21 protein-coding genes are annotated in these 21447 nt (G+C 42.7%); 14 read left to right on the top strand and 7 right to left on the bottom strand.

What is annotated here, in order from left to right:
* Positions 1-463: 463 nt before the first annotated feature.
* Together MKY41_RS13285 and MKY41_RS13280 are read left to right on the top strand one after the other, a co-directional pair.
* Positions 464-1129, top strand: a complete 666-nt coding sequence (locus tag MKY41_RS13285) for a protein kinase domain-containing protein (protein ID WP_340745469.1) — start codon at positions 464-466, stop codon at positions 1127-1129.
* A 46-nt stretch (positions 1130-1175) separates the two neighbouring features.
* The gene (locus tag MKY41_RS13280; RefSeq protein ID WP_445683334.1) at positions 1176-1952 is read left to right on the top strand and encodes an EcsC family protein; all 777 of its coding nucleotides are present in this window, start codon (positions 1176-1178) and stop codon (positions 1950-1952) included.
* Positions 1953-1980: 28 nt separating this feature from the next.
* On the opposite strand, the gene MKY41_RS13275 is transcribed toward MKY41_RS13280, so the two are convergent.
* Positions 1981-2553, bottom strand: coding sequence for an SMI1/KNR4 family protein (locus MKY41_RS13275; RefSeq protein ID WP_340745467.1), 573 nt, complete (start codon positions 2551-2553; stop codon positions 1981-1983).
* A 175-nt stretch (positions 2554-2728) separates the two neighbouring features.
* Entirely contained in the window at positions 2729-5335 is a 2607-nt protein-coding gene (locus MKY41_RS13270; protein ID WP_340745466.1) for a cation-translocating P-type ATPase, read from the bottom strand.
* Between the two features lie 313 nt (positions 5336-5648).
* Between MKY41_RS13270 and MKY41_RS13265 the strand changes: the two genes are divergently transcribed.
* The 5 genes from MKY41_RS13265 (at position 5649) to MKY41_RS13245 (ending at position 9619) form a co-directional block, all read left to right on the top strand.
* The gene (locus tag MKY41_RS13265; RefSeq protein ID WP_340745465.1) at positions 5649-6281 is read left to right on the top strand and encodes an FMN-dependent NADH-azoreductase; all 633 of its coding nucleotides are present in this window, start codon (positions 5649-5651) and stop codon (positions 6279-6281) included.
* A gap of 178 nt (positions 6282-6459) precedes the next feature.
* The gene (locus tag MKY41_RS13260) at positions 6460-6849 is read left to right on the top strand and encodes a DoxX family protein (RefSeq protein WP_340745464.1); all 390 of its coding nucleotides are present in this window, start codon (positions 6460-6462) and stop codon (positions 6847-6849) included.
* 154 nt (positions 6850-7003) lie between these two features.
* The gene (gene wrbA, locus MKY41_RS13255) at positions 7004-7615 is read left to right on the top strand and encodes an NAD(P)H:quinone oxidoreductase (RefSeq protein WP_340745706.1); all 612 of its coding nucleotides are present in this window, start codon (positions 7004-7006) and stop codon (positions 7613-7615) included.
* An 88-nt stretch (positions 7616-7703) separates the two neighbouring features.
* Positions 7704-8984, top strand: a complete 1281-nt coding sequence (locus MKY41_RS13250; RefSeq protein ID WP_340745463.1) for a diguanylate cyclase domain-containing protein — start codon at positions 7704-7706, stop codon at positions 8982-8984.
* A gap of 284 nt (positions 8985-9268) precedes the next feature.
* Positions 9269-9619: a hypothetical protein gene (locus MKY41_RS13245; RefSeq protein WP_340745462.1), complete on the top strand. Its 351-nt coding sequence runs from the start codon at positions 9269-9271 to the stop codon at positions 9617-9619.
* A gap of 320 nt (positions 9620-9939) precedes the next feature.
* Here the strand turns inward: MKY41_RS13245 and MKY41_RS20790 are convergent, their stop codons facing one another.
* The 3 genes from MKY41_RS20790 to MKY41_RS13235 form a co-directional block, all read right to left on the bottom strand.
* A complete protein-coding gene (locus tag MKY41_RS20790) occupies positions 9940-10179 on the bottom strand; it encodes an RDD family protein (RefSeq protein ID WP_445683311.1) in 240 nt (79 codons plus the stop codon).
* Positions 10180-10620: 441 nt separating this feature from the next.
* Positions 10621-12000, bottom strand: coding sequence for a sensor histidine kinase (locus tag MKY41_RS13240; RefSeq protein ID WP_340745461.1), 1380 nt, complete (start codon positions 11998-12000; stop codon positions 10621-10623).
* 8 nt (positions 12001-12008) lie between these two features.
* Entirely contained in the window at positions 12009-12710 is a 702-nt protein-coding gene (locus MKY41_RS13235) for a response regulator transcription factor (protein WP_340745460.1), read from the bottom strand.
* A 146-nt stretch (positions 12711-12856) separates the two neighbouring features.
* On the opposite strand from MKY41_RS13235, the gene MKY41_RS13230 reads away from it, so the two are divergent.
* Genes MKY41_RS13230 through MKY41_RS13220 form a run of 3 tightly spaced genes read left to right on the top strand, consistent with a single transcriptional unit; the run spans position 12857 to position 15817 of the window.
* Positions 12857-13624, top strand: coding sequence for an ABC transporter ATP-binding protein (locus MKY41_RS13230; RefSeq protein ID WP_340745459.1), 768 nt, complete (start codon positions 12857-12859; stop codon positions 13622-13624).
* Positions 13611-15464 carry an ABC transporter permease gene (locus MKY41_RS13225; RefSeq protein WP_340745458.1) on the top strand — a complete coding sequence of 618 codons (1854 nt, stop codon included), beginning with the start codon at positions 13611-13613 and terminating at the stop codon, positions 15462-15464. The genes MKY41_RS13230 and MKY41_RS13225 overlap by 14 nt, the downstream gene beginning before the upstream one ends.
* A gap of 2 nt (positions 15465-15466) precedes the next feature.
* A complete protein-coding gene (locus tag MKY41_RS13220; RefSeq protein ID WP_340745457.1) occupies positions 15467-15817 on the top strand; it encodes a YxeA family protein in 351 nt (116 codons plus the stop codon).
* 293 nt (positions 15818-16110) lie between these two features.
* On the opposite strand, the gene feaR is transcribed toward MKY41_RS13220, so the two are convergent.
* Positions 16111-17085 (bottom strand): transcriptional regulator FeaR, encoded by a 975-nt coding sequence (feaR, locus tag MKY41_RS13215; RefSeq protein WP_340745456.1) that lies wholly within the window; start codon positions 17083-17085, stop codon positions 16111-16113.
* A 324-nt stretch (positions 17086-17409) separates the two neighbouring features.
* Between feaR and MKY41_RS13210 the strand changes: the two genes are divergently transcribed.
* Both MKY41_RS13210 and MKY41_RS13205 read left to right on the top strand, forming a co-directional pair.
* On the top strand, positions 17410-18432 hold the full coding sequence (locus MKY41_RS13210; RefSeq protein ID WP_340745455.1) for a carbon-nitrogen hydrolase family protein: 1023 nt from the start codon (positions 17410-17412) through the stop codon (positions 18430-18432).
* A gap of 72 nt (positions 18433-18504) precedes the next feature.
* Positions 18505-19551, top strand: coding sequence for a phenylacetaldoxime dehydratase family protein (locus MKY41_RS13205; protein WP_340745705.1), 1047 nt, complete (start codon positions 18505-18507; stop codon positions 19549-19551).
* A 94-nt stretch (positions 19552-19645) separates the two neighbouring features.
* Here MKY41_RS13205 and MKY41_RS13200 read toward each other — a convergent pair whose 3' ends face one another.
* Positions 19646-19846 carry a small, acid-soluble spore protein tlp gene (locus MKY41_RS13200; protein ID WP_340745454.1) on the bottom strand — a complete coding sequence of 67 codons (201 nt, stop codon included), beginning with the start codon at positions 19844-19846 and terminating at the stop codon, positions 19646-19648.
* Between the two features lie 264 nt (positions 19847-20110).
* On the opposite strand from MKY41_RS13200, the gene MKY41_RS13195 reads away from it, so the two are divergent.
* Together MKY41_RS13195 and MKY41_RS13190 are read left to right on the top strand one after the other, a co-directional pair.
* Entirely contained in the window at positions 20111-20446 is a 336-nt protein-coding gene (locus MKY41_RS13195; RefSeq protein ID WP_340745453.1) for an ArsR/SmtB family transcription factor, read from the top strand.
* A 25-nt stretch (positions 20447-20471) separates the two neighbouring features.
* Positions 20472-21422, top strand: a complete 951-nt coding sequence (locus MKY41_RS13190; protein WP_340745452.1) for a cation diffusion facilitator family transporter — start codon at positions 20472-20474, stop codon at positions 21420-21422.
* The last annotated feature ends 25 nt before the right edge of the window (positions 21423-21447 follow it).

The raw sequence follows: 21447 nt of genomic DNA, 5'->3' as shown, positions 1-21447 counted from the left end.
TAATTTCTGCAAAGTACGCAGAAATTAAGGCAAATCGCACCCTTCGCTGTTCGATTGGCTGAAGCCGTGCCCACGGAAAGCGTCCGCTCGGAACGGAAATCAACGGTTAGAAGAAGTTATTTATTTCAACTTATATAGCAGGAAAATTAAGTGATTGCGGGACATATGACATTAATTCTATTTTAGGGGGAACTCAATTGTTTTTGATAATTCCCGAATAGGTGATGTTTGCTGGACATATATTAAAACAGAAATAACTGCAAACGAAGCCGATAGAATTGACACATAATCCAGAAGCACTTACAATAAACAGACAATAAAATATTCAACTTCCTATAAGGGGAGTAGCTATACAGCAAAGTCGTCAATACGGGATCCTGTCCCCGGCTTTGTTGACAACGACAGTTGTTTGCGAGACCTTACCGATTATTTGGTGAGGTCTTTTTGTATTTTCAAAGACGATATGCCCAATAATTGGACATATCGCCTTTTTTATTTCGAATGTATTGGAGGCCACATTTTGCCAACCTATCAAGCACTTGCACAAACAGTTATCATAAACAAGGAAAACCGATTAATTCATTATGATGATTCGTTACAGCATGTTGGAACAGGAAGAAGTGCATTTGTGTTTCGGATAAAATCTACAATGAAAGCCATAAAAGTCTATTTCCCTGCGTTTGCGTATCTTGCCAAAGAGGAAACCGAAATTTATGAAAAACTTCAGGACATTGCGTATTATCCAACGGTGTATGACTCGGGGTCGAATTATATTGTGATGGATTATATTGAGGGGGATACGCTTTTTGACTGCATGTCACGGGGAAAAGTCGTCACGCCTGCACATATGAAAACAATCGATGAAGCTCTATCCTTAGCCGTTGCAAGGAATCTGAATCCATCTGACATTCACTTACGTAATATATTTATCACGTACGCAGGTGAGATAAAAATCATTGACGTCGCTCGTTTTAGACAAACGAAGGAATGTAGGCAATGGCAAAATTTAAAGAAAGCGTACAGCACATTTTACAGCAAACGTTTATTTCCAAAGAAGATTCCGGCTCCATGCCTGAATATTATCGCGGTCCTTTATAAAAAAGGCTGTATACCACTATATCGAGCATAAATTAGGAAAGAGGGGAAGAAAGGTGACTGAACCTAAAGAGCAGTTAATGGAGGAACTTAAAAAAGTAGAAAAGTGGGAGAAAGACCAGAGTGATTTATGGTTTTGGGAAAAGTTAGGACGCTTGCCGTTTAAAATAATTGATAAATGGACGCCTGATTTCATTCAACGTAAAATCGGCGTTCTCTTGGACGAACTTGGCCAGTACATTCAAACAGGGGGGGGCTATTTGAGCTCCGTTTCTAAAGTTTCCTCTTACTACCCTGACCTGGACGTCAGCACGTTGGAAACTGTAGAAAAGCTTCCGATTTCTACAATGGATACCGCCGTTGAACAAATTACAGGCAACCGTAAAAAGCTGGCAACGCTACAAGGTGCGAGTACTGGGGTGGGCGGTGTTTTCACTTTAACGATCGACATTCCACTATTGCTTGGTTTGCAATTGAAAACTTTGCAGGACATCGCGATTTGTTATGGCTATGACCCCAACAGGAAAGAAGAACGTTTATTTATCATAAAATGCCTGCAATTTGTTTCTGCCGACATTATAGGCAAACAGACCATTTTGGCTCAATTATCCCGATTCGATTCACCTGACGAGGCGTCCAAGCGTGAAATCCTATCGGAACTACAGGGCTGGCGTGAAGTCTTTTTTTCCTATCGGGATCAAATTGGTTGGAAAAAGTTCTTTCAAATGATCCCGATTGCCGGTCTCGTGTTCGGCGCCTTTATTAACCGTTCCGCGGTTAATGATATTGCAGAAGCAGGAAAAATGCTTTACCGGAAAAGAAGGATTCTGGAAAGGCTGGCTGTTCAGGAAGAATAATTATTTTTATAAATAGCGACGTAACTTATCAATCATTCTTTTTCAATCGTGCCAGGAATTTATCAGTTATTTTGATCTCTTCAATAACGGGAGCTTCGAAAGCTTCTTCTTTCGACTCCTCCCATGCCATGACAAAATCATAAAAAGAGGGATAGAGTAAGTGCAGCGGCTCCCACAAGTCATGTATTGAGGCGACGGTTGTTTTTTCCATATCATGTTTCCAAAAATAGATTTTGCCGCCTGCTTTGTTTGCAATGCCAATACATAATTGGTCGCCGCCCGGACATTCGGCTATCGGAATTATTTCTTCGGGCATCCGTCCTCTATACCGATTGTAGAGGACCATCAGATTGTGTTGATCGTTGTTTGTACTATAAAAATGAAAAGAAATTGGAGTTTCCTCTGTTGGCAGGCTATCAGGATAAATAACCGCTTCTTTCTCATCAAAGGTAAAGGGAGAGAACTGTAGAAGAAAATCTGTGTAGTCCACAGGCAATGCAGCCCCTAAATCCTTCTCTATATCGCGGATAGCCTTCATAGTTTCAGTGCTGTATTGGCGTTTTATATGAAACTGCTCCACCTTTTTTTCAATAGTGTTCAATCTGAATTTCCCCTCTTTCATTCGAAATGGAATCGTGACTCACATTATTGAAGATTATAGCATGGTAATCCTCTTTTTTATAATGAGTGGTCGCTTCATAACTTGTGGCTACATAAAAAGAACGCCTAAATGGGCGTCCTGACGTTAACTGATTGGCAATCTTTCTATTTGGTGTTTATTTGCTTCTTACAAACAACAGTTTATACCACTGAATCACGAGGAACGGCATGATGGACAAGCTGTAAATGAGCACGAATTGCGAGCTGCTTAATGGTGCGACTTTGAACATATCTGTAAGCGATGGGAGCAGTAAGACGAGATGTAGACTTAGAAAACCGATAACAAATGCGACCCATGTATAGGGATTTGAAAAGACACCGATTGCGAAGATGGACTCTCTGGATCTGGAGTTGAACCCATGAACGAGTCTCGCCAAACATAAAGTCGCAAACGCCATTGTGCTTGCGGTGAGCGGATCTCCCGTTGACAGGCCGACACGAAAAGCGATAATCGTGGATATTGCAATTAAGATTCCTTCCAGGATGACTCGAACCGTGAATGGTTTATTCAATAAAGACATGTGTATATTCCTCGGCTTGTCCTTCATTGCGTTCGGATTATGCGGCTCTAATCCGATGGCAATCGCGGGCAGACTGTCGGTCAGTAAGTTAATGAATAAGAGATGCACAGGCGCGAAGGGAACGGGCAGCCCGAATACTGTCGCATATAACACAACGAAGATAGCCCCCGCATTTCCGGATAGTAAAAAGAGAATAGCGTTTTTAATATTTGTATAGATGCTTCGTCCATTCGAAATTGCTTTGACAATCGTTGAAAAATTATCATCCGTTAACACCATGGAGGAAGCGTCTTTCGCTACCTCGGTGCCGGTGATTCCCATCGCGACGCCGATATCGGCTTTTTTCAAGGCTGGACCGTCATTCACGCCATCTCCCGTCATTGCCACAACATGTCCTTTTTCCTGCCAAGCATTCACAATCCGAATTTTATGCTCAGGTGTGACGCGGGCGTAGACGGAGAAGTCTTGCACTTGCTCTCGTAGTTGCTCGTCAGTTAACTTTTCAATTTCATGTCCTTCAATTGCCTCCGATGGACCTTGTAAAATACCGATTTGTTTGGCGATGGCCGTTGCCGTTATTTTATGGTCACCTGTGATCATGACGGGTTTAATTCCCGCTTTTATGCAGCTTTCAACCGCCGCTTGCGACTCTTTTCTCGGAGGGTCCATCATCGCAAGTAAGCCTACAAATGTGAGATCTCTTTCATCGCTGGCATCGATTGGCCAATTTTTCTTTACTTCTTTATAAGCAATGGCTAGTACGCGTAACCCATTCTTTGAGAAGTGGTGATTGGCCTCTTCGATTTTTTTTCGATGTTCATCCGTTATCGCTATGGCTCCTTTGGAAGTATCGATCTTCACAATCTTGGAGAGGAGAACGTCAACGGCTCCCTTCGTAATCATGATAGTTTGCTGCCCGAATTGATTTACAGTACTCATAAGTTTTCTGTCTGAATCAAAAGGAACTTCCTCGATTCTTGGGAAGTGCTTCCTGATAATGGATTCGTCAAAATGGAACTGTCTCCCTAATTTTACGAGTGCTATTTCGGTAGGATCGCCGATTTCTTTTTCATCGCGATTCAGGGCGTCATTGCATAATAGTGCTTGTAAGAGTAATTTTTTTTCAATGGGATGTTCCGGTTGCAGCTGATCATGGGGGATAACTTTTTGGTCTACATACACTTGTTGAACAACCATTTTATTCTCAGTCAAGGTTCCTGTTTTATCCGAGCAAATGACCGATACACTACCGAGACTTTCGACAGCATAGAGCTTTCGGATAATCGCGTTTTCCTTCGCCATTTTTCGGGTCCCGAACGCCAGCACAATGGTGACAATCGAGCTCAATGCTTCTGGAATGGCAGCCACTGCGAGCGAAACGGCAAACATGAACGACTCGACTAATTCACGTCCCCGAACTAGATCAATTGCGAAAATGGCAACACAGAGCATCGTAATCCCAAGAGCTAATTTTTCTCCAAAATGATCGAGGCTCACTTGTAGGGGAGTTTTCTTCTCTTTTGCCGTGTCCAACAAGTTTGCGATTTTTCCAATTTCCGTTTCCATTCCAATCGCGGTCACGGCCACAAATCCGCGTCCATTGGTGACAAAGCTTCCGGCGAACACCATGTTGTTTTGGTCGGCAATCGTTTCATGCCCTTTATCGAGAGGCGTAGTATGTTTGGCGACTGCCAGTGATTCGCCGGTTAGCGAACTTTCATTACTATGCAGATTATAGCTTTCCACGACTCGTCCATCGGCACTAATAAAATCACCGGCCTCCAAATAGAGAAGATCGCCAACTACGATCTCTTCGGAAGCAATCTCGATAATTTGATTGTTTCGCATCACTTTTGCGGTAGGAGAGGACAAAGCTTTCAAATTCTCCAAAGATTGTTCTGCCTTCGCATGCTGAACAGTACCCAAGATGGCGTTTAATATTACAACAAGCAAGATCACAATCGTACTTTCGACTTCCCCTAACAGAAATGAAACAAAAGCGGCAATCAGTAAAATAATGACTAATAAATCGTTGAACTGGCCAAAGAAAACGGCGATGGTACTTGTCCTTTTTCCTTCCGCCAATTCATTATAACCATAGAGGGCTTGTCGCGTTTCGACGTCGTAATCAGACAAGCCTTGTTTTGTCACGTCCACCAACTTCATGACTTCCTCTGCGGATTGTCGATAATAGGCTGACATTTGATTCTCCTTTCCCTTGGAAAATCTACATTCTTTTTGAGTAGATTTCTATTAGTTTGTCCATCGGAAGCAAGTAGTTCATTCCCTTACATGGAATGATGTAATTTGCTCTCTTTTCCGGCGCTATAATACGTTATCAATCCTATTCCTGATTCTGTTCCAATATGATAGCCTTTTTGTATTTTTCTCTAAATCTTGTTCAATTCTTTGAATATAAGGACTAAAACCATTCGAAACTTATGATTTGCTATTTGCTTTGAATTCATATAGTATGAATTCGAGGTAATTAATTTGCAAAAAGGAGATTTACAAAATGAACGTTTTAGTAGTAAAAGCTAATAACCGACCAGCATCAGAAGCTGTATCAAGTAAAATGTACGAAGCTTTCATGAATACAATTGAAGGTGTCAATGTAACAACTTTCGATGTATTTGCGGAAGATATGCCATATATCGGACAAGAATTATTCGATGCTTTCGGTAAAGTACAATCGGGCGAAGAAATGACAGATATCGAACAGCGTCTTTTAGCTGCAAAACAAAAAGCAATGGATGCTTTGACAGCAGCAGACGTCGTTGTATTCGCCTTCCCATTATGGAACCTAACAATCCCAGCGAGATTACAAACATTTATTGATTATGTATACCAAGCTGGTTTCACATTCAAATATGATGAAAATGGACAAGCTGTCCAATTAATGACTGATAAAAAAGCCATTATTCTAAATGCCCGTGGCGGTATTTACTCTTCAGCGGAAGCAGCACCGATGGAAATGGCCGCTAACTATATGAAAAACGTTGTAGGTGGCGTATTCGGTATGGAAGTCACGCATGAAGTCATTATCGAAGGTCATGCAGCTGCACCAGATCAAGCAGAAGCGATTATCGCAGAAGGTCTAAAAAAAGTGGAAGCTGTTGCGAAAGAGTTATCCGCAGTAACGGTGTAAGGGAAGTTCTAGAAAAAAATGCCATTCGGGGCCTCCTGAATGGCATTTTTATATTGCAATGGGGTTTGCATTGGTGGGACTGTATCTTCGTACTTCAAACAATTACCTTGAAATCGAGATAAATACATGATACTATACAAACTGTAGTTGAAAAACGATTGAAAAGGAGGAACAATTTTTGGTGAATAAAAATGAAATTGGAGCTTTGTTACTTCGTCTTGTGCTAGGGCTAGTCTTTTTAGCAAATGGAGTTACTAAGTTTCAAGGTGGTATAGGGAACACAGCAGGCTGGTTTGAAAGTATAGGGATTCCGGGATTCCTTGCCTATGCAGTAGGCACGATTGAATTAGTAGGTGGGATTGCTCTTATCCTAGGTTTAGGGACCCGGATTGTATCCATGCTACTCGGTATTATTATGATTGGTGCAATCTTTACGGTAAATTTGTCAGCAGGATTTCTCAACGGTTATGTTCTCGACTTGGTGTTATTGGTCTTGGCCGTGCATCTGGTCTTGAATGGCAGTAAATTATATTCCCTTGGTCAGCTCCTAAAAGGTAGGGGCAGCTAAGGATTTTTAATCCCATATATCTCGATATCGAGAATGTAGAATTCAATATAACTTTGTACTCAACGAAGGTAATTCGTTTGTAAACAATAAAAAAGCAGGTGGAATTATGAGTTTTTTAGATAAATTATTTGGTAAATCAAAGGAGACGAATAACATGTCAAAAGTAAAATTAGCAGTCGTTTTTTATAGCATGGGCGGAACCAACTTCCAATTAGCAAAATGGGCAGAAGAAGGCGCAAAAGAAACAGGTGCTGATGTTCGGGTAGTAAAAGTACAAGAATTGGCTCCGCAATCAGCCATTGAGGGAAATGAAGCTTGGAAATCAACTGTCGAAGCAACAAAAGATATTCCAGTTGCAACGTCAGAGGATATTGAATGGGCAGACGCAATCATCTTCAGTGTGCCAACCCGATTCGGAAATATGCCATCACAAATGAAGCAATTCCTTGATACGCAAGGCGGGCTATGGGCGAACGGCAAGACGATTAATAAAGTCGTAAGTGCGATGACTTCCGCGCAAAATCCGCATGGTGGTCAAGAAGCCACTCTTCTATCATTGTATACTTCCATGATGCACTGGGGTGCGGTTATTGCAACTCCGGGTTATACGGATCCTGTAATTTTTGGAGCAGGTGGAAACCCATATGGAACGAGTGTAACTGTCGGTCAAGACGGTAAAATGATTGAGGACGTGGAAGGTGCTGTGAAGCATCAGGCTAAACGGACAGTTACTGTTGCGGAATGGATTAAAAAAGGAAATCAATAAGTCCATTCAAGATAACGAAGAGAGGCAATCAGGCTTTGATTGCCTCTTTTTAAGATAGGGAATTGATTCACCGTTAGGGGGATAGAAGATGACTAATTCTTCTGCTGGGATCGAAGGTATGGAACTAAAACCGACAATGGATGAGTATCAACTGGTTTGGGAAAACACGAACGATGCGATTTTCATTTTACGTGTTGACGGGGCGGTCATCCAAGCAAATCCGGCCTTAACGGAAATTTTAGGTTGGAGTTTAGAAGAGATTGAAGGTAATGCCAGGCCTCCTTTTTTCACAGATGACTTCACTGTAGAAAAACATCAAAAGCAACTGGATGTATTGAGAAGCGGGCAAAACATCGCAAATTACGAAACGCAACGAAAGCATAAGGATGGCACGATTAGGGATGTCTTGGCGTCTTACCGTGCGATTAATAAAGGCCATATATTAGCCGTGGCGATGTATAAGGACATCACGGAGGAAAAGAGGATCAAACATAAACTTGGGATTGCGGAAAGTTGTTACCGAACATTAGTGGACTATTCCCCGGACGCGATTTTAGTTCAACATGGTGATAAAGTATCCTTTGCGAATCCAGCAGCGATAAAGCTGTTGGGTGCTGAAAGCCTTCATCAAATTATCGGAAAGTCCATCGGTGATTTCATCGAGCCGGCACAAACAAATGGGAAAAGCCGTTTTTCAGAGGTGGTTCGCGACGTGGAAATGGGGGAAACAGAGCCGCAGATTGAAAGACTTGTCCGCTTCGACGGGACAAAAATATGGACGGAAATTACCGCAATTCCAGTTACATATGACGGGGAAGTGGTCATTCAGGCAATACTCCGGGATGTCACTGTTCGAAAATACTATGAAGATCAGCTGACATACATGGCAACGTATGATCCGATGACAGGAGTTTTCAATAGAAGTTCATTCATCATGGATTTGGATCAAGCGATTGAACAAGCAAATGAATCAGGAGCGACCTTTGCTGTATTGTATATCGATATGGATAAATTTAAGGCGATTAATGATTCGCTTGGCCATGGCGTCGGAGATGAAATGCTGATCCAATTTGCAAAGCGACTGGAAGAAAACGTTCGTAGTATGGATCGGGTAGGTCGGGTCGGCGGTGATGAGTTTCTTATTTTATTATGGGACATCGCCAAGGAAAAAATAGAAGTGATCGTGAAAAGGATGCTGACCCATCTGAGCAAACCTTATTTGATTCAAGGTAATGAAATCCATTCGACGTCCAGCATTGGCATTGCCATGTATCCAGCGGATGGAAATGACTCGGCCACGTTGATTCACAACGCGGACCAAGCTCTCTATCGGGCCAAAGAAAAACGAAATCATTTTGAGTTTTATTAAGAGAAATAAAAGGTGTATTTCGTAGTAAAAGCGAAACAGCGTATGTATAAGTTTTTATAATCCATAGGTTAGGCAGGACACCCCTTATTTTGAAGTGGTCCTTATTTTTATTCAAAAAAATAATCCAAAGCCGGTGAAATTTTACTCGTCGTAAAATTCACCGGCTTTTTCATGGGGGAGGGTTTTGTCCTAGTCCCATTTTTGTATGCTTACACCATGTAATTAAAAGATAAGGGATTAACCTACCGGACGGAACTGACTCCCTGGGCAGGCCCTATCCCTTTATGATTTACCGGAACATGGAAGCCCTGCAATTATCAGCGGCATGGAAAGTGGTAAAAGTGGGAGATACGATTTCGGATATACAAGAGGGGGTCTGTGCCGGCGTTTGGTCAGTAGGCGTCATTATTGGCAGCTCGGAGATGGGTCTTACTTCAGCTGAATTTGATGCACTTACTAAAGAAGAACGAATAAAAGTCATTAATAAAACGGCAGAAACTTTTTTACGTCACGGGGCAGATTTTACAATCCAATCGATAGGTGAACTGCCTGCGTTAATCGAGGAGATCAATCACCTGATTGCAGAAGGAGAGAGACCAAGGGCAGGAGCTTATTCGTATCAGACAATAAATTAATACAATTACATACTTCACTCGAAAACAACCCATTAAAAGCGTTTAGCGCACCAGTGGGTTGTTTTTTGTACCGCCTCGTCCGTGCCGAGTGTCAGTCGGCAATGTTTTTCAGACTGTAGGCCAACCTGAGATTTCCTCGATTTTGCTACAGTCTGAAACAGCAAGCTCCATCATAGGATTCACTGCTTATCGCTTCCTTGGAATGATATCTGCCACATAATCAAAGTAAAAAGTACGTTTCCCCCTATTTGCCATAATGAAAAGGGTATGGATCAGTAAAGCTAACCACATGGCAAATACAAATATAAAGATAGCCATTGTTACCCACACATGAATAGCATAAAAGTGAGATTCCAAATGTCATTGAGAAGGTTAATTGAACTAGATGCCAGCCAAGGTAAATATAGGGCAACGGTTCTTTTTAGCACCGCTTGCCATGAAGGGGCATCCCCCTCCAAATTCGAAAGTTTAAATCGCATCAAACTTGTTCCAATTGTTCTTCCTCCCCATATAAGAGGTAAAACAAGGTACATCATCACAAACCCTACTAAAATATCCATACTTTCTATAGCTATAGACCAGCCAAGGAATGACAAGTAGAAAACCCAATACACTAAACATAATAAAGGCGGTCTTTATTGGTAGGATATATACAGACATACATACACCTCGTTTCGCTATCTCATAATTTGCTTCAATGTAAAAAGCAAACAAAGTATTTTGTCTGCTTAGTTTTGTTTCATCCCATTCATTGCGTAATTACTTTTCAATGGCTTGTGTATTCCTGCCATATGTCATGAAGCGCCATACTTTTTCTAATGGCCCCACCTTACAAGAATTTAATGTAAACCTTACATTAACCTTAAAAAACGGGTTATCCAAAAGGAACTGCATGGGAGAGGGCAGGAGAACTATTGGAGGATTGTTGTTTTATGACAGCCCGTCATATAGTGACACCGATTTCGTTTTGCATGGTTGAATATTGTAAGCCGCTGTATCATTCATTCCTCTATCCGAATCTCCACTTTAGTTCCCATGCCGATTTCGCTCGTCAATATAATACTTCCTCCATGTGCCTTTATTATGTCTCTGGAGATGGCTAGTCCGAGTCCGGTGCCCAGGATATTTTCCGTATTTGTCCCTCTGTAATAGCGGTTAAAAATCTGGTCCATATCATGCCTTGCAATGCCTTTTCCGTCATCTTCAATTGTAATTCCACTATTTGAGACACTGACGGTAATTTGGATGTCCTTGTCGTTGTGGATGATTGCATTGTTAATAAAATTCAAAACGGCCCGCTTCATTAAATGGCGATCGATACTCCATCTCAGGTCCGGTGCGTCGCTGCTGAAAGAAATTGCGGTATCACAGTATTTTGGGTCGTTCAACACGTCTATGATCAATTCACGGACAAAGCTTTCCAGACGGGTATCTTCGCGATGAAGGGGCATTTCTTGATTGCGCAAACGCATCGTTAAATTGAAATCATCTAATAGTTCTTTCATATAAATCGATTTCCGTTCAATGACTTCCGCATAATCCACCCTTTCCGATTCTGTCACGTCCTGCTCACGCAGCAATTCCGCAAAGCCTTGAATGGATGCAAGTGGGGTCTTTAAATCATGCGAAACGTTGCTGATCCACTCTTCGCGCATCTTTTCCAACTTCATGCGCTCCTCTTCATGGGCTTGCAATGTTTCAGAGACAGAATTCAAATTTGAAAAGACCGGTTTAAAAATGCCCTGGCGCTTCATTTTCTGGATGGAGAAATTGCGTTCTTTCAGTTGTGAAATTCGGTTGATCATGTAAGAGACGGGTCTTGTGATGATGCTGCTGAATAGCAAGCCGACCAACCCGGCGATAATCAGATCGGCGATAGTAATAGCGACGAATGCTTTTGACACGTAAGACAGGAATTTGGAGGAGTTGAACATGAAGAAAAGACGCTGGTCCGGTGAATCCGGAACGCCCACGAGATAGCTGTAGTCTTTAAATTGTCCAACGTAATACGTTGTTAATTGATCGTCCATATACTTGTAGATATGTACAAGCTCTACAGGGCTATAGTGTGTAGGTGCATCTTCAGGCGATAGGGCAGCGTTCACGACCTGCCCGTTTTGGTCTAACAATTGGAGCCAGCCGCCGAATGTTTTGAGAGCCTGGACCCCTTCGTCCGAAATAACGGGCTGCCCGTTTTCAATCGATAAATAGCGGGAAAATTGGCGTGTGAAATTTTCGCCGGTTTCGGCAGAGAAGTTGTCATTGCCTTTCGTCTGTTGGTAGTAAAGTATACCGAATAGCAAAACCATATTGACGAAAACGACGATGAAAACAATGCTCAAGACTGAAAATAAGTATCGAACCGTCAACTTCCATTTCATCGAATCACCTATTTCGCAATGAATTTATAGCCTAACCCTTTTACAGTTGTAAGATAGGCAGGCTTTGATGGGAACTCTTCGATTTTTTCACGGAGACGGCGGATATGGACCATTAACGTATTATCCGCTCCCAAAAAATCTTCCCCCCAAACACGTTCAAAAAGTGTCTCTTTGCTTAAAATTTGGTTCGGATTATGCATGAAACAAGCCATCAATCCTATTTCTTTAGCTGTCAGTTCCAAAGGTTCACCATGTTTGGTCACTTCGGTTTCTGATTCATTCATTGAAAACGGTCCGACGGTGATTTTTTTGGATTGCGAAGGCATTTCCGTTTCATAATAGCCAGCCCGCCTCAATTGGGCTTTTACCCGAAAGGCAACTTCTTTCGGACTGAACGGTTTAGTAATATAATCATCGCCTCCGATGGCGAGACCTAAAATCTTGTCCATCTCGTCGGATTTTGCCGATAAGAATAAAATCGGGATGTGGGAGACTTCCCGGATCCTTTTGCATAAATCATAGCCTTCTCCGTCCGGCAGCATGATGTCTAAAATTGCGATATTGGGTGAAAACGATTCGAATTTTTCCCAACCATCTTGAACGGAGTCAGCCGTTTCAATCTCCGAAAAACCTTCCTTCATAAGCGCGGTTTTCATTAAATGACGCAGATCGCTTTCGTCATCTACGATTAAGATTCGTGGCTTCGCCAAATCGCGCACATCCTTTCAAGCTTCTTTGCTCAAGTATAATGCAATTTACCGCGCCCCGCTCATATTTAAGGATAATGTAAGGCAGGAGTAAATCTAGCTTAAGGTTCGCCAAGTATAGTAAAGCTATACGAAAGAGGTGCGAATAAATGGAGCCATTATTACTTGTGAAAAACGTTGAAAAAAGCTACGGAAAAGGCGCGAATACATTCATGGCGCTTGAGCATATATCGTTTGAAATCGATCATGGTGAATTTGTCGGCGTCATGGGGCCTTCGGGGGCTGGGAAATCCACTTTACTGAATGTCCTTGCGACAATTGATACACCTACAACTGGAGATATTTTCATAGGAACAGACAATATCGCAAAGATGGATGAAGAAAAGCTAGCGGATTTTCGGCGGGATCATTTAGGGTTCATCTTTCAGGACTATAATTTATTGGATTCGTTGACGGTGCGCGAAAATATCTTACTGCCGCTTGCAATCGCAAAAAAGAAACCTGCGGAAATCGCGAAGCGGGTGGACGAAATTGCCGCGACATTCGGCATTTCGAATTTACTTGATAAACATCCATATCAAATTTCAGGCGGCCAGAAACAGCGTACTGCGGCGAGCCGCGCATTGATTTCCAATCCGAAAATCATTTTTGCGGATGAGCCGACTGGCGCCTTGGATTCGAAATCAGCCACGGATTTGCTTGAAAGCATGAGTTCGTTAAATGAAAATCATGAAACGACGATTATGATGGTGACGCATGACGCTTTTGCAGCGAGCTTTTGCCGGAGAATTTTATTCATTAAAGACGGACGGTTATCAAAAGAAATATTTCGCGGTGGTAAGACGCGAAAAGAATTTTTCCAAATGATTTTGGATGAGTTGGCGCAAATTGGCGGTGAAACGAATGACGTTATTTGATTTGGCGTTGAAAAATATCCGCCGTAATATGAAAAGCTACTCGCTTTACATCGGGTCTACGGTATTTTCCATCCTCATTTATTTTACATTTGCAACGTTGAAATACAGTGAAGATATTAGCGGGATGGCCAAAACGTCTAAGCAGATCCAAGGGGTCATGGGTGCTTCCGCATTTGTGCTCATGATTTTTGTGGCGATTTTCATCATGTATTCAAACTCTTTTTTCATGAAAAAGAGGAAAAAGGAAGTGGCGCTTTATTCTTTATTAGGCGTGCGTAAAAAGTCGATTGGTTTCCTTTTATTTTTTGAAAACATGGTGATTGGATTGGTGTCGCTCGTCATCGGCGTTGTTCTAGGTTTCCTGCTGTCACGAGTATTGCTCACCATTCTCTTGAAGCTGATGGGGCTCGACATCGTTGCGGGGTTTGCCTTTTCAATGAATGCGCTTATGAATACATGTATTGTGTTTCTCATCATTTTCTTGTTCACTTCATTGATGGGATACCGTATCATTTACCGGTTTAAACTAATCGACCTGTTCCATGCGGAGAAAAAGGGCGAAGAAGTGCCGAAAGTAAGAGTGATAACAGCAATACTGGGCGTAGCGGCATTGGCAATTGCGTACTATCTTGCTTTGCAGGATTTGATGGAATCGCAGGCGTGGCGAATGCTGGGGCTGGCCATGCCGATTGTCATTATCGCATTGACAGTGATCGGCTCGTATTTGCTGTTCCATAGCGTGTTAGTATACGTGCTATCGGCTTTGAAAGGAAATCCGCGATGGGCTTGGAAAGGTCTTCATATGATGACTGCCTCGCAGTTGCTGTACCGGATCAGGGGAAATGCAAAAACGCTGACAATCATTACAGTATTGAGCGCAACGACAATCACGTCCGGGGGTGCGGTGTTCGGCGTTTATTACAATGCTGATAAAAATGTACAAGACTATACCCCCTACACATTCATGTGGGAAGGGGAGAAGCAGGATATCGACCCTGCCATCATCGAATCGGAAGTCTCATTTCTTAGCAAAAAGGTACGTGTTCCTCTCGATACGTACGAAATGGAATATACCGTCATTGACGAGGCGGCGTTCGGGAAGTTGGCGAAGAATTTAGGTTGGTCGGATATTAAAAAGCTGCGACAAGATGAGGTCATTGTAATTGATGCTTTTTATGATGAACGATGGTCCGATAAGTTGGAAGCTGTGAAGGTCAATGGCGAGGATTATCCGGTTGCCGCATTTTACGATAAGGCGCTGTTCAATATTGGGACGTTAGGCGGAAATGCACTCGTCGTACCGAAACAACTGTATGACAAGCTCGAATCCGAAGAAAAATTGGTACAAGCCGTCCAAGTTGCTGATTATAAAAATCAGATTGCCGTTTCAAACAGATTGGCGGCTGCTACAGAGAATTTCTCGAGTGCAACTGCGGATTATCGGGACGCAATCGAATCATTGGGAGCATTGCTCTTCGTCGGAAGCTTTTTAGGGCTTGTTTTCCTCTACGCAACAGGCAGCATCATTTTCTTCAAAATGATGACAGAAGCGGAAGAGGACAAGGCGAAATATGCCATCCTCCATAAAATCGGCGTATCGAAACAGGACATGAAGCGGACGATTCGCGGGCAGGTCGGTGTGATTTTCACAGTTCCGCTCATCCTTGGCCTCGTCCACGGAGGCGTGGCATTGGCGGCCGTTTCCAACTTGTTCATGATGGATTTCCTTGTGCCTGTCGTCATTTGGATGGCCGCTTACACAATGATTTATGCAATTTACTATTTTGCTACTGTACGTAGCTTCACTAAAACAATTAGACGAGAATATTTGGAGGGGTGAACATGAAAAAAGGAGCAGCCATAGTAGGTGTTGTCGCAATTGTATTGATTGTAGCTATTGTGATCGTGCTGAAAATGGATTTTAACAGAATGGGAAAAGAAAATGCTTACTATCAAATCGGGGCACCAGCTTCTATTGAAGAGACAAAATTGGACTCGGGTGAAATTATGAAAAGGTATTTGTATACCGGCCCAGCGTATAAAGAAGATGGAGAGATGATCGAAGTAGAGTTTTCTGCCGCGAAAGAGTTGAGACAAGGCGCATACTTGAAGTTATATTTGAAAAAGGGGGATGCCGTCACTTCCTATGATGAAGTGCAGTTAACGGACATTCCCGAAAAGGTAAAGTTTTAAAGACAGAATCCAGCCCATCCCTGATCGAGTAGATGGGCTGGGCTTGGTAAGGTGAGGTCACTAAAACATAGGGACGGAATAGCGTGTTTCATCCCTGTTAAACAAGTTCATTACGCATTTATGGCAACATTAACAGAGGCATATGAGAAATAAGGACTTTGGAAGCAGCATCTACTCCTCCGGGATCAATTAAGAATTCGGATGAAACATAAATACTAAAAACCGTCTTCGTCAAGAGGACGGTTTTTGGTATTTTTGAAATGGAATATTTATTCCGATCAAACGAAGAGACATCATTTCTCATCTTTAGTCAGATTCAGAGTTGTGGCACGGTATTCAGCCGGGCTCATACCGAAACGTTGCTTGAAGATCCGGCTAAAGTGGGCGGCATTGTTAAAGCCCCAATGGAAAGCAATCTCCATGACGGTGCGTTGGATTTGTTTAGGATCGCTGAGATCTAAACGGCATTGTTCCAAGCGCTGTTCACGAATCAAAGCAGCGACAGATTGTCCTTCCACTTCAAATAATTTATGGAGATAACGGGTGGAAATCCCTTGGCTGAAGGCCACAACGTCAGGCGTGAGATCGGGATCGGCTAGGTGGGTGGAGATGAATGCTCGCGCGCCAGCCCGATGAACGTTGGCCATGGAGTTGACTTCGTTTAATTTAACGCCGGAAATTGTGGTTAACGCGGTCGCTAGCAAATCCAAAGTAGTTTCGGCTACACGCAACCGGGTGATTGCGTCGAGATGAAGATAAGAGGACGCTACTGTTCTCAACAATGTGGAAACCATGGTGGTCACCGGATGTTGCGTTCCCGGATTCAATATTGCGGTAATCTGCTCCGCCTCGGCACAGCGGGCAAGCAATAGCGAACGGGGAAACTGAAAAACAATCTGTTGGAATGGCTGCTCAAAATGTAATATATAGGGCCGGGTACTGTCGTATAGGGTAAAATCACCTGGTTGCAGTTTGACCTCTCGTTGGTCCTGCACAATATAGGCTTGTCCTTCCATTTGTAGACTGACAAGGAAATAGTCCTCTACAGATTTCTGAATTTGGCGGCTGGAGCGAACAACACGCTGTGAATCTGCGTGAACTTCAGAAATTTGGATGTCCTTTAAAGATCCGATCTCCATTCGACCTGTAAACGCGTGAGGGGAGAGTTGAGAAGCATCGAGCTTTACAAATACGTCACAGATTGCATCACGCCAATAAGAAAAACGTTCCTGTTCCTCTACCTGTTGCGTATGCAAGATCGTTTGCAATCCAACCTCCTCCTTTATTAATAAACTTATAATACTGACTTTTCAAAAGTATACTTCGAGAAAAGAGATGTGTCAATTCGCCTATTCAGTTTGTAAACAAGAAGGAAGTGTGCACAAATAGGCAAGTTCGTGTTCCTGTATGGTCAAGCTACCAAAATGGATGGAGCTTATACTGTTGAATATAGAGTAATTGGAATAGTTGGTCGTTGGAAGTACCAAACATAGTGACTTCTCCAACTGGCACTCTAAGGAGGTGGGTTTTATGTAAGCGGTGTCTTGCTTCATTCATCCAATTCATCTATATATTTTAAAGGAGGATTTACCTTGTCAAATTACCCCAAATATCGTGTAGCAGCTGTTCAAGCATCTCCAGTTTTATTGGACCTGGATGCAACAATTGATAAAACATGTAGACTCGTCGATGAGGCGGCGGCAAATGGTGCAAAAGTCATCGCGTTTCCAGAAGCATTCATCCCGGGATACCCTTGGTGGATTTGGCTCGGCAATGCGGATTATGGCATGAAATACTATATTCAACTATATAAAAATTCTGTAGAGATTCCCAGTTTAGCTGTGCAAAAGTTGAGTTCGGCAGCGAAGCGGAACAAGGTATATTTTTGTGTATCCGTCACGGAAAAAGACGGAGGATCCCTTTACCTGACTCAACTCTGGTTTGATCCGAATGGAGATCTTATTGGAAAACACCGCAAATTGAAGGCGACCAATGCAGAAAAAACAATTTGGGGCGATGGAGACGGCAGCATGATGCCTGTTTTCGAAACGGAGTATGGCAACTTGGGCGGATTACAGTGCTGGGAACATTTCTTGCCGCTTAATGTTGCTGCGATGGCATCCATGAATGAACAAGTGCATGTAGCTTCCTGGCCGATCGGCATGCCCCAGGAAGGTCATTTATTTGGTCCGGAACAATGTGTAACCGCTACCAAGTATTACGCGATCTCCAACCAGGTCTTTTGCTTACTGTCCTCGCAAATTTGGACAGAAGAACAACGTGATAAAATTTGTGAAACGGAAGAGCAAAGGAACTTCATGAAAGTTGGTCATGGATTTTCTCAGATCATCGCTCCGAATGGTATGGAAATTGGTAATAAATTAGCCCATGATGAAGAGGGCATTACCTATGCCGACATTGATCTGGAGCAAATTATTCCAGGGAAATTTTTAATTGACTCGGCGGGTCATTACTCCACGCCAGGGTTCCTATCTTTATCGTTTGATAGAACCGAAAAGAAACCGATAAAACATATCGGTGAATCAGCGCAAGAGACAGTAACATATGAAGAAATTCAATATGGCAGCAAGGCAAATGTAAAAGTCCATTCTTGATGTACAAGTGCTGTGGTTCTTGTCAGTTTCATACTGGAACAGCTTAAAAGGAGAGATGGGTAATTGAAAAATATGCCGGAAAATCACAATCCACAAGCGAATGCCTGGACTGCCGAATTTCCTCCTGAAATGAGCTATGTAGTATTTGCGCAGATTGGGATTCAAAGCAAGTCTTTGGATCACGCCGCGGAACATGTGGGAATGATGAAAAAGAGTTTCGATTTGCGGACAGGCCCCAAACATGTGGATCGAGCCTTGCATCAAGGAGCCGATGGATACCAAGATTCCATCTTTTTAGCCTACTGGGATGAGCCTGAAACATTTAAATCATGGGTTGCGGATCCTGAAGTACAAAAGTGGTGGTCGGGTAAAAAAATCGATGAAAATAGTCCAATCGGGTATTGGAGTGAGGTAACGACCATTCCGATTGATCACTTTGAGACTCTTCATTCCGGAGAAAATTACGATAATGGGGTTTCACACTTTGTACCGATCAAGCATACAGAAGTCCATGAATATTGGGGAGCAATGCGCGACCGCATGCCTGTGTCTGCCAGTAGTGATTTGGAAAGCCCCCTTGGCCTTCAATTACCGGAACCCATTGTCCGGGAAACTTTCGAAAAACGGCTAAAAGTCACGGCGCCGGATAATATTTGCTTGATTCGAACTGCTCAAAATTGGTCTAAATGTGGTAGCGGGGAAAGGGAAACATATATAGGACTAGTGGAACCGACCCTCATAAAAGCGAATACGTTTCTTCGTGAAAATGCTAGTGAAACAGGCTGTATCAGTTCAAAATTAGTCTATGAACAGACCCATGACGGCGAAATAGTAGATAAATCATGTGTCATCGGATATTATCTCTCCATGGGGCATCTTGAACGCTGGACGCATGATCATCCAACACATAAAGCGATCTACGGAACCTTTTATGAGATGTTGAAAAGGCATGATTTTAAGATCGAACTTGCTTTATGGCACGAGGTTTCGGTGCTTCAATCCAAAGATATCGAGCTTATCTATGTCAACTGCCATCCGAGTACTGGATTTCTTCCATTCTTTGAAGTGACAGAAATTCAAGAGCCTTTACTGGAAAGCCCTAGCGTCAGGATCCAGTGAGAAGTAGAAACTTTTTAGGATGCACTTCCATTGTATGAAAGCAGGCACTGAAACAACGGAAATTTGTTTCAGTGCCTGATCCATATTTCTATAATTAATCTTGAGAATCATCATTTTCTTCAGATGACCAGCCTAGACTTTTTCTTCGGCGGGCATTTTTTGCTTTGATTGCTGCAAGCTCTTTTCCTTCCGCGAATTCCATTGCGGCCTCTGCCGCTTCCATATTCCGAATCGTTTTCTTCGCTTTTTCTTCGTCAGGGACAGGATCATTCGACTTCGATGCGTTTCTGAACATAGATCTAACCTCCTTCATTTCAAATTTCAACGAATAGTGTTCCCTAAATTGATGATGAATATTTACTTTTAAAAGGTGACAGTCACCAATACAAATCGGAGAGAATTCAGAATAGCGTAGGAATTACAAGGGTGACTGTCACCTTTACAAGTTAAAAAAATAAATTAGAGAACTCTAGACTTATTGGTTGATATTTCGTGACAATAATCATAATATATGAACATATGCTCATATAGACATTAATTCATAAGGGAGGAATAAGAAATGAATGAGGAAAATCATAATGAACAGCCGCTCATGGGGGAGCATTTGCATTTGGATGAGGAGACATTATTTGTTGTTTCACAAACGTTTAAAGCGCTGAGTGATCCAACGAGGATCCGGATTTTGAACTTATTATGTTCCGAGGAACATTCTGTGAATGATATTGCTGAGACGCTAAATTTGAGTCAATCCTCTGTTTCCCATCAACTGCGTTTTTTGAAAAATTTACGCTTGGTGAAGTTTCGAAGAGAGGGGACGACTCTCTATTATTCAGAGGACGACTATCATGTTATGAATTTATTGAAACAGGCAATTGAACACGCCGCCCATAGTTGATCTATAGAACGGAGGAGGAAGGGACATGGGACATAACCACGGACATGATCACACGCACGGTGCCAATACAAAAGTGTTGTTGATTTCTTTTCTAATTATCACTTCCTATATGATTGTCGAAGCAGTCGGTGGGTTTTTAACAAATAGCCTTGCCTTATTGGCGGATGCCGGTCATATGTTGAGCGATTCAATTTCCCTTGCCATCGCATTACTGGCTTTTAAGTTTGGGGAAAAGGCAGCGAGCACGAGCAAGACATTTGGATACAGGCGCTTCGAAATTTTAGCTGCGGTTTTAAATGGTGTGACGCTGATCATCATTGCTTTGTTTATCTTCTATGAAGCAGTGAAACGTTTTGCCAGCCCGCCAGAAGTGGCGACGACAGGGATGTTGATCGTCAGCAGCATTGGATTAGCTGTCAATATTCTCGTCGCATGGATTATGATGCGCGGCGGAGATGTGGAAGAAAACTTGAATATGAAAGGCGCATATCTACATGTTATTAGTGATATGCTCGGTTCGATTGGGGCTATCGCAGCGGCTCTGCTCATGATGTTTTTCGGCTGGGGATGGGCAGATCCATTGGCGAGTGTAATTGTTGCCGTACTGGTCTTGCGCAGCGGTTACTTTGTATCCAAGTCGGGACTGCATGTGCTTATGGAAGGCGTACCTTCAAACGTGGATCTGAATGAGGTCCTTCATACTATCCAAAATGCAAAAGGAGTTCAAAGTGTTCATGATTTACACGTTTGGTCCATTACGAGTGGGCTAAACGCGCTTTCTTGTCATGCAGTAGTGGACGATCAAATGACCATTGCAGAAAGCGAGCAATTGCTGCGTGCTATTGAGCATGATCTGGCACATCAAAATATTCATCACGTCACCATTCAATTGGAAACGCCCGCCCATGCACATGACGATTCGATATTATGCCAAGTGAAACCCGAACCCGCGGGAGACCACCATCACCACCATTGAAAAGGTGACAGTCACCAATACAAAT

The sequence above is a fragment of the Sporosarcina sp. FSL W7-1349 genome (assembly GCF_038003045.1).
Classification (GTDB): Bacteria; Bacillota; Bacilli; order Bacillales_A; family Planococcaceae; genus Sporosarcina.
Note: the sequence above shows the minus strand (reverse complement) of the source record. Positions and strands in the feature narration are given on the sequence as shown.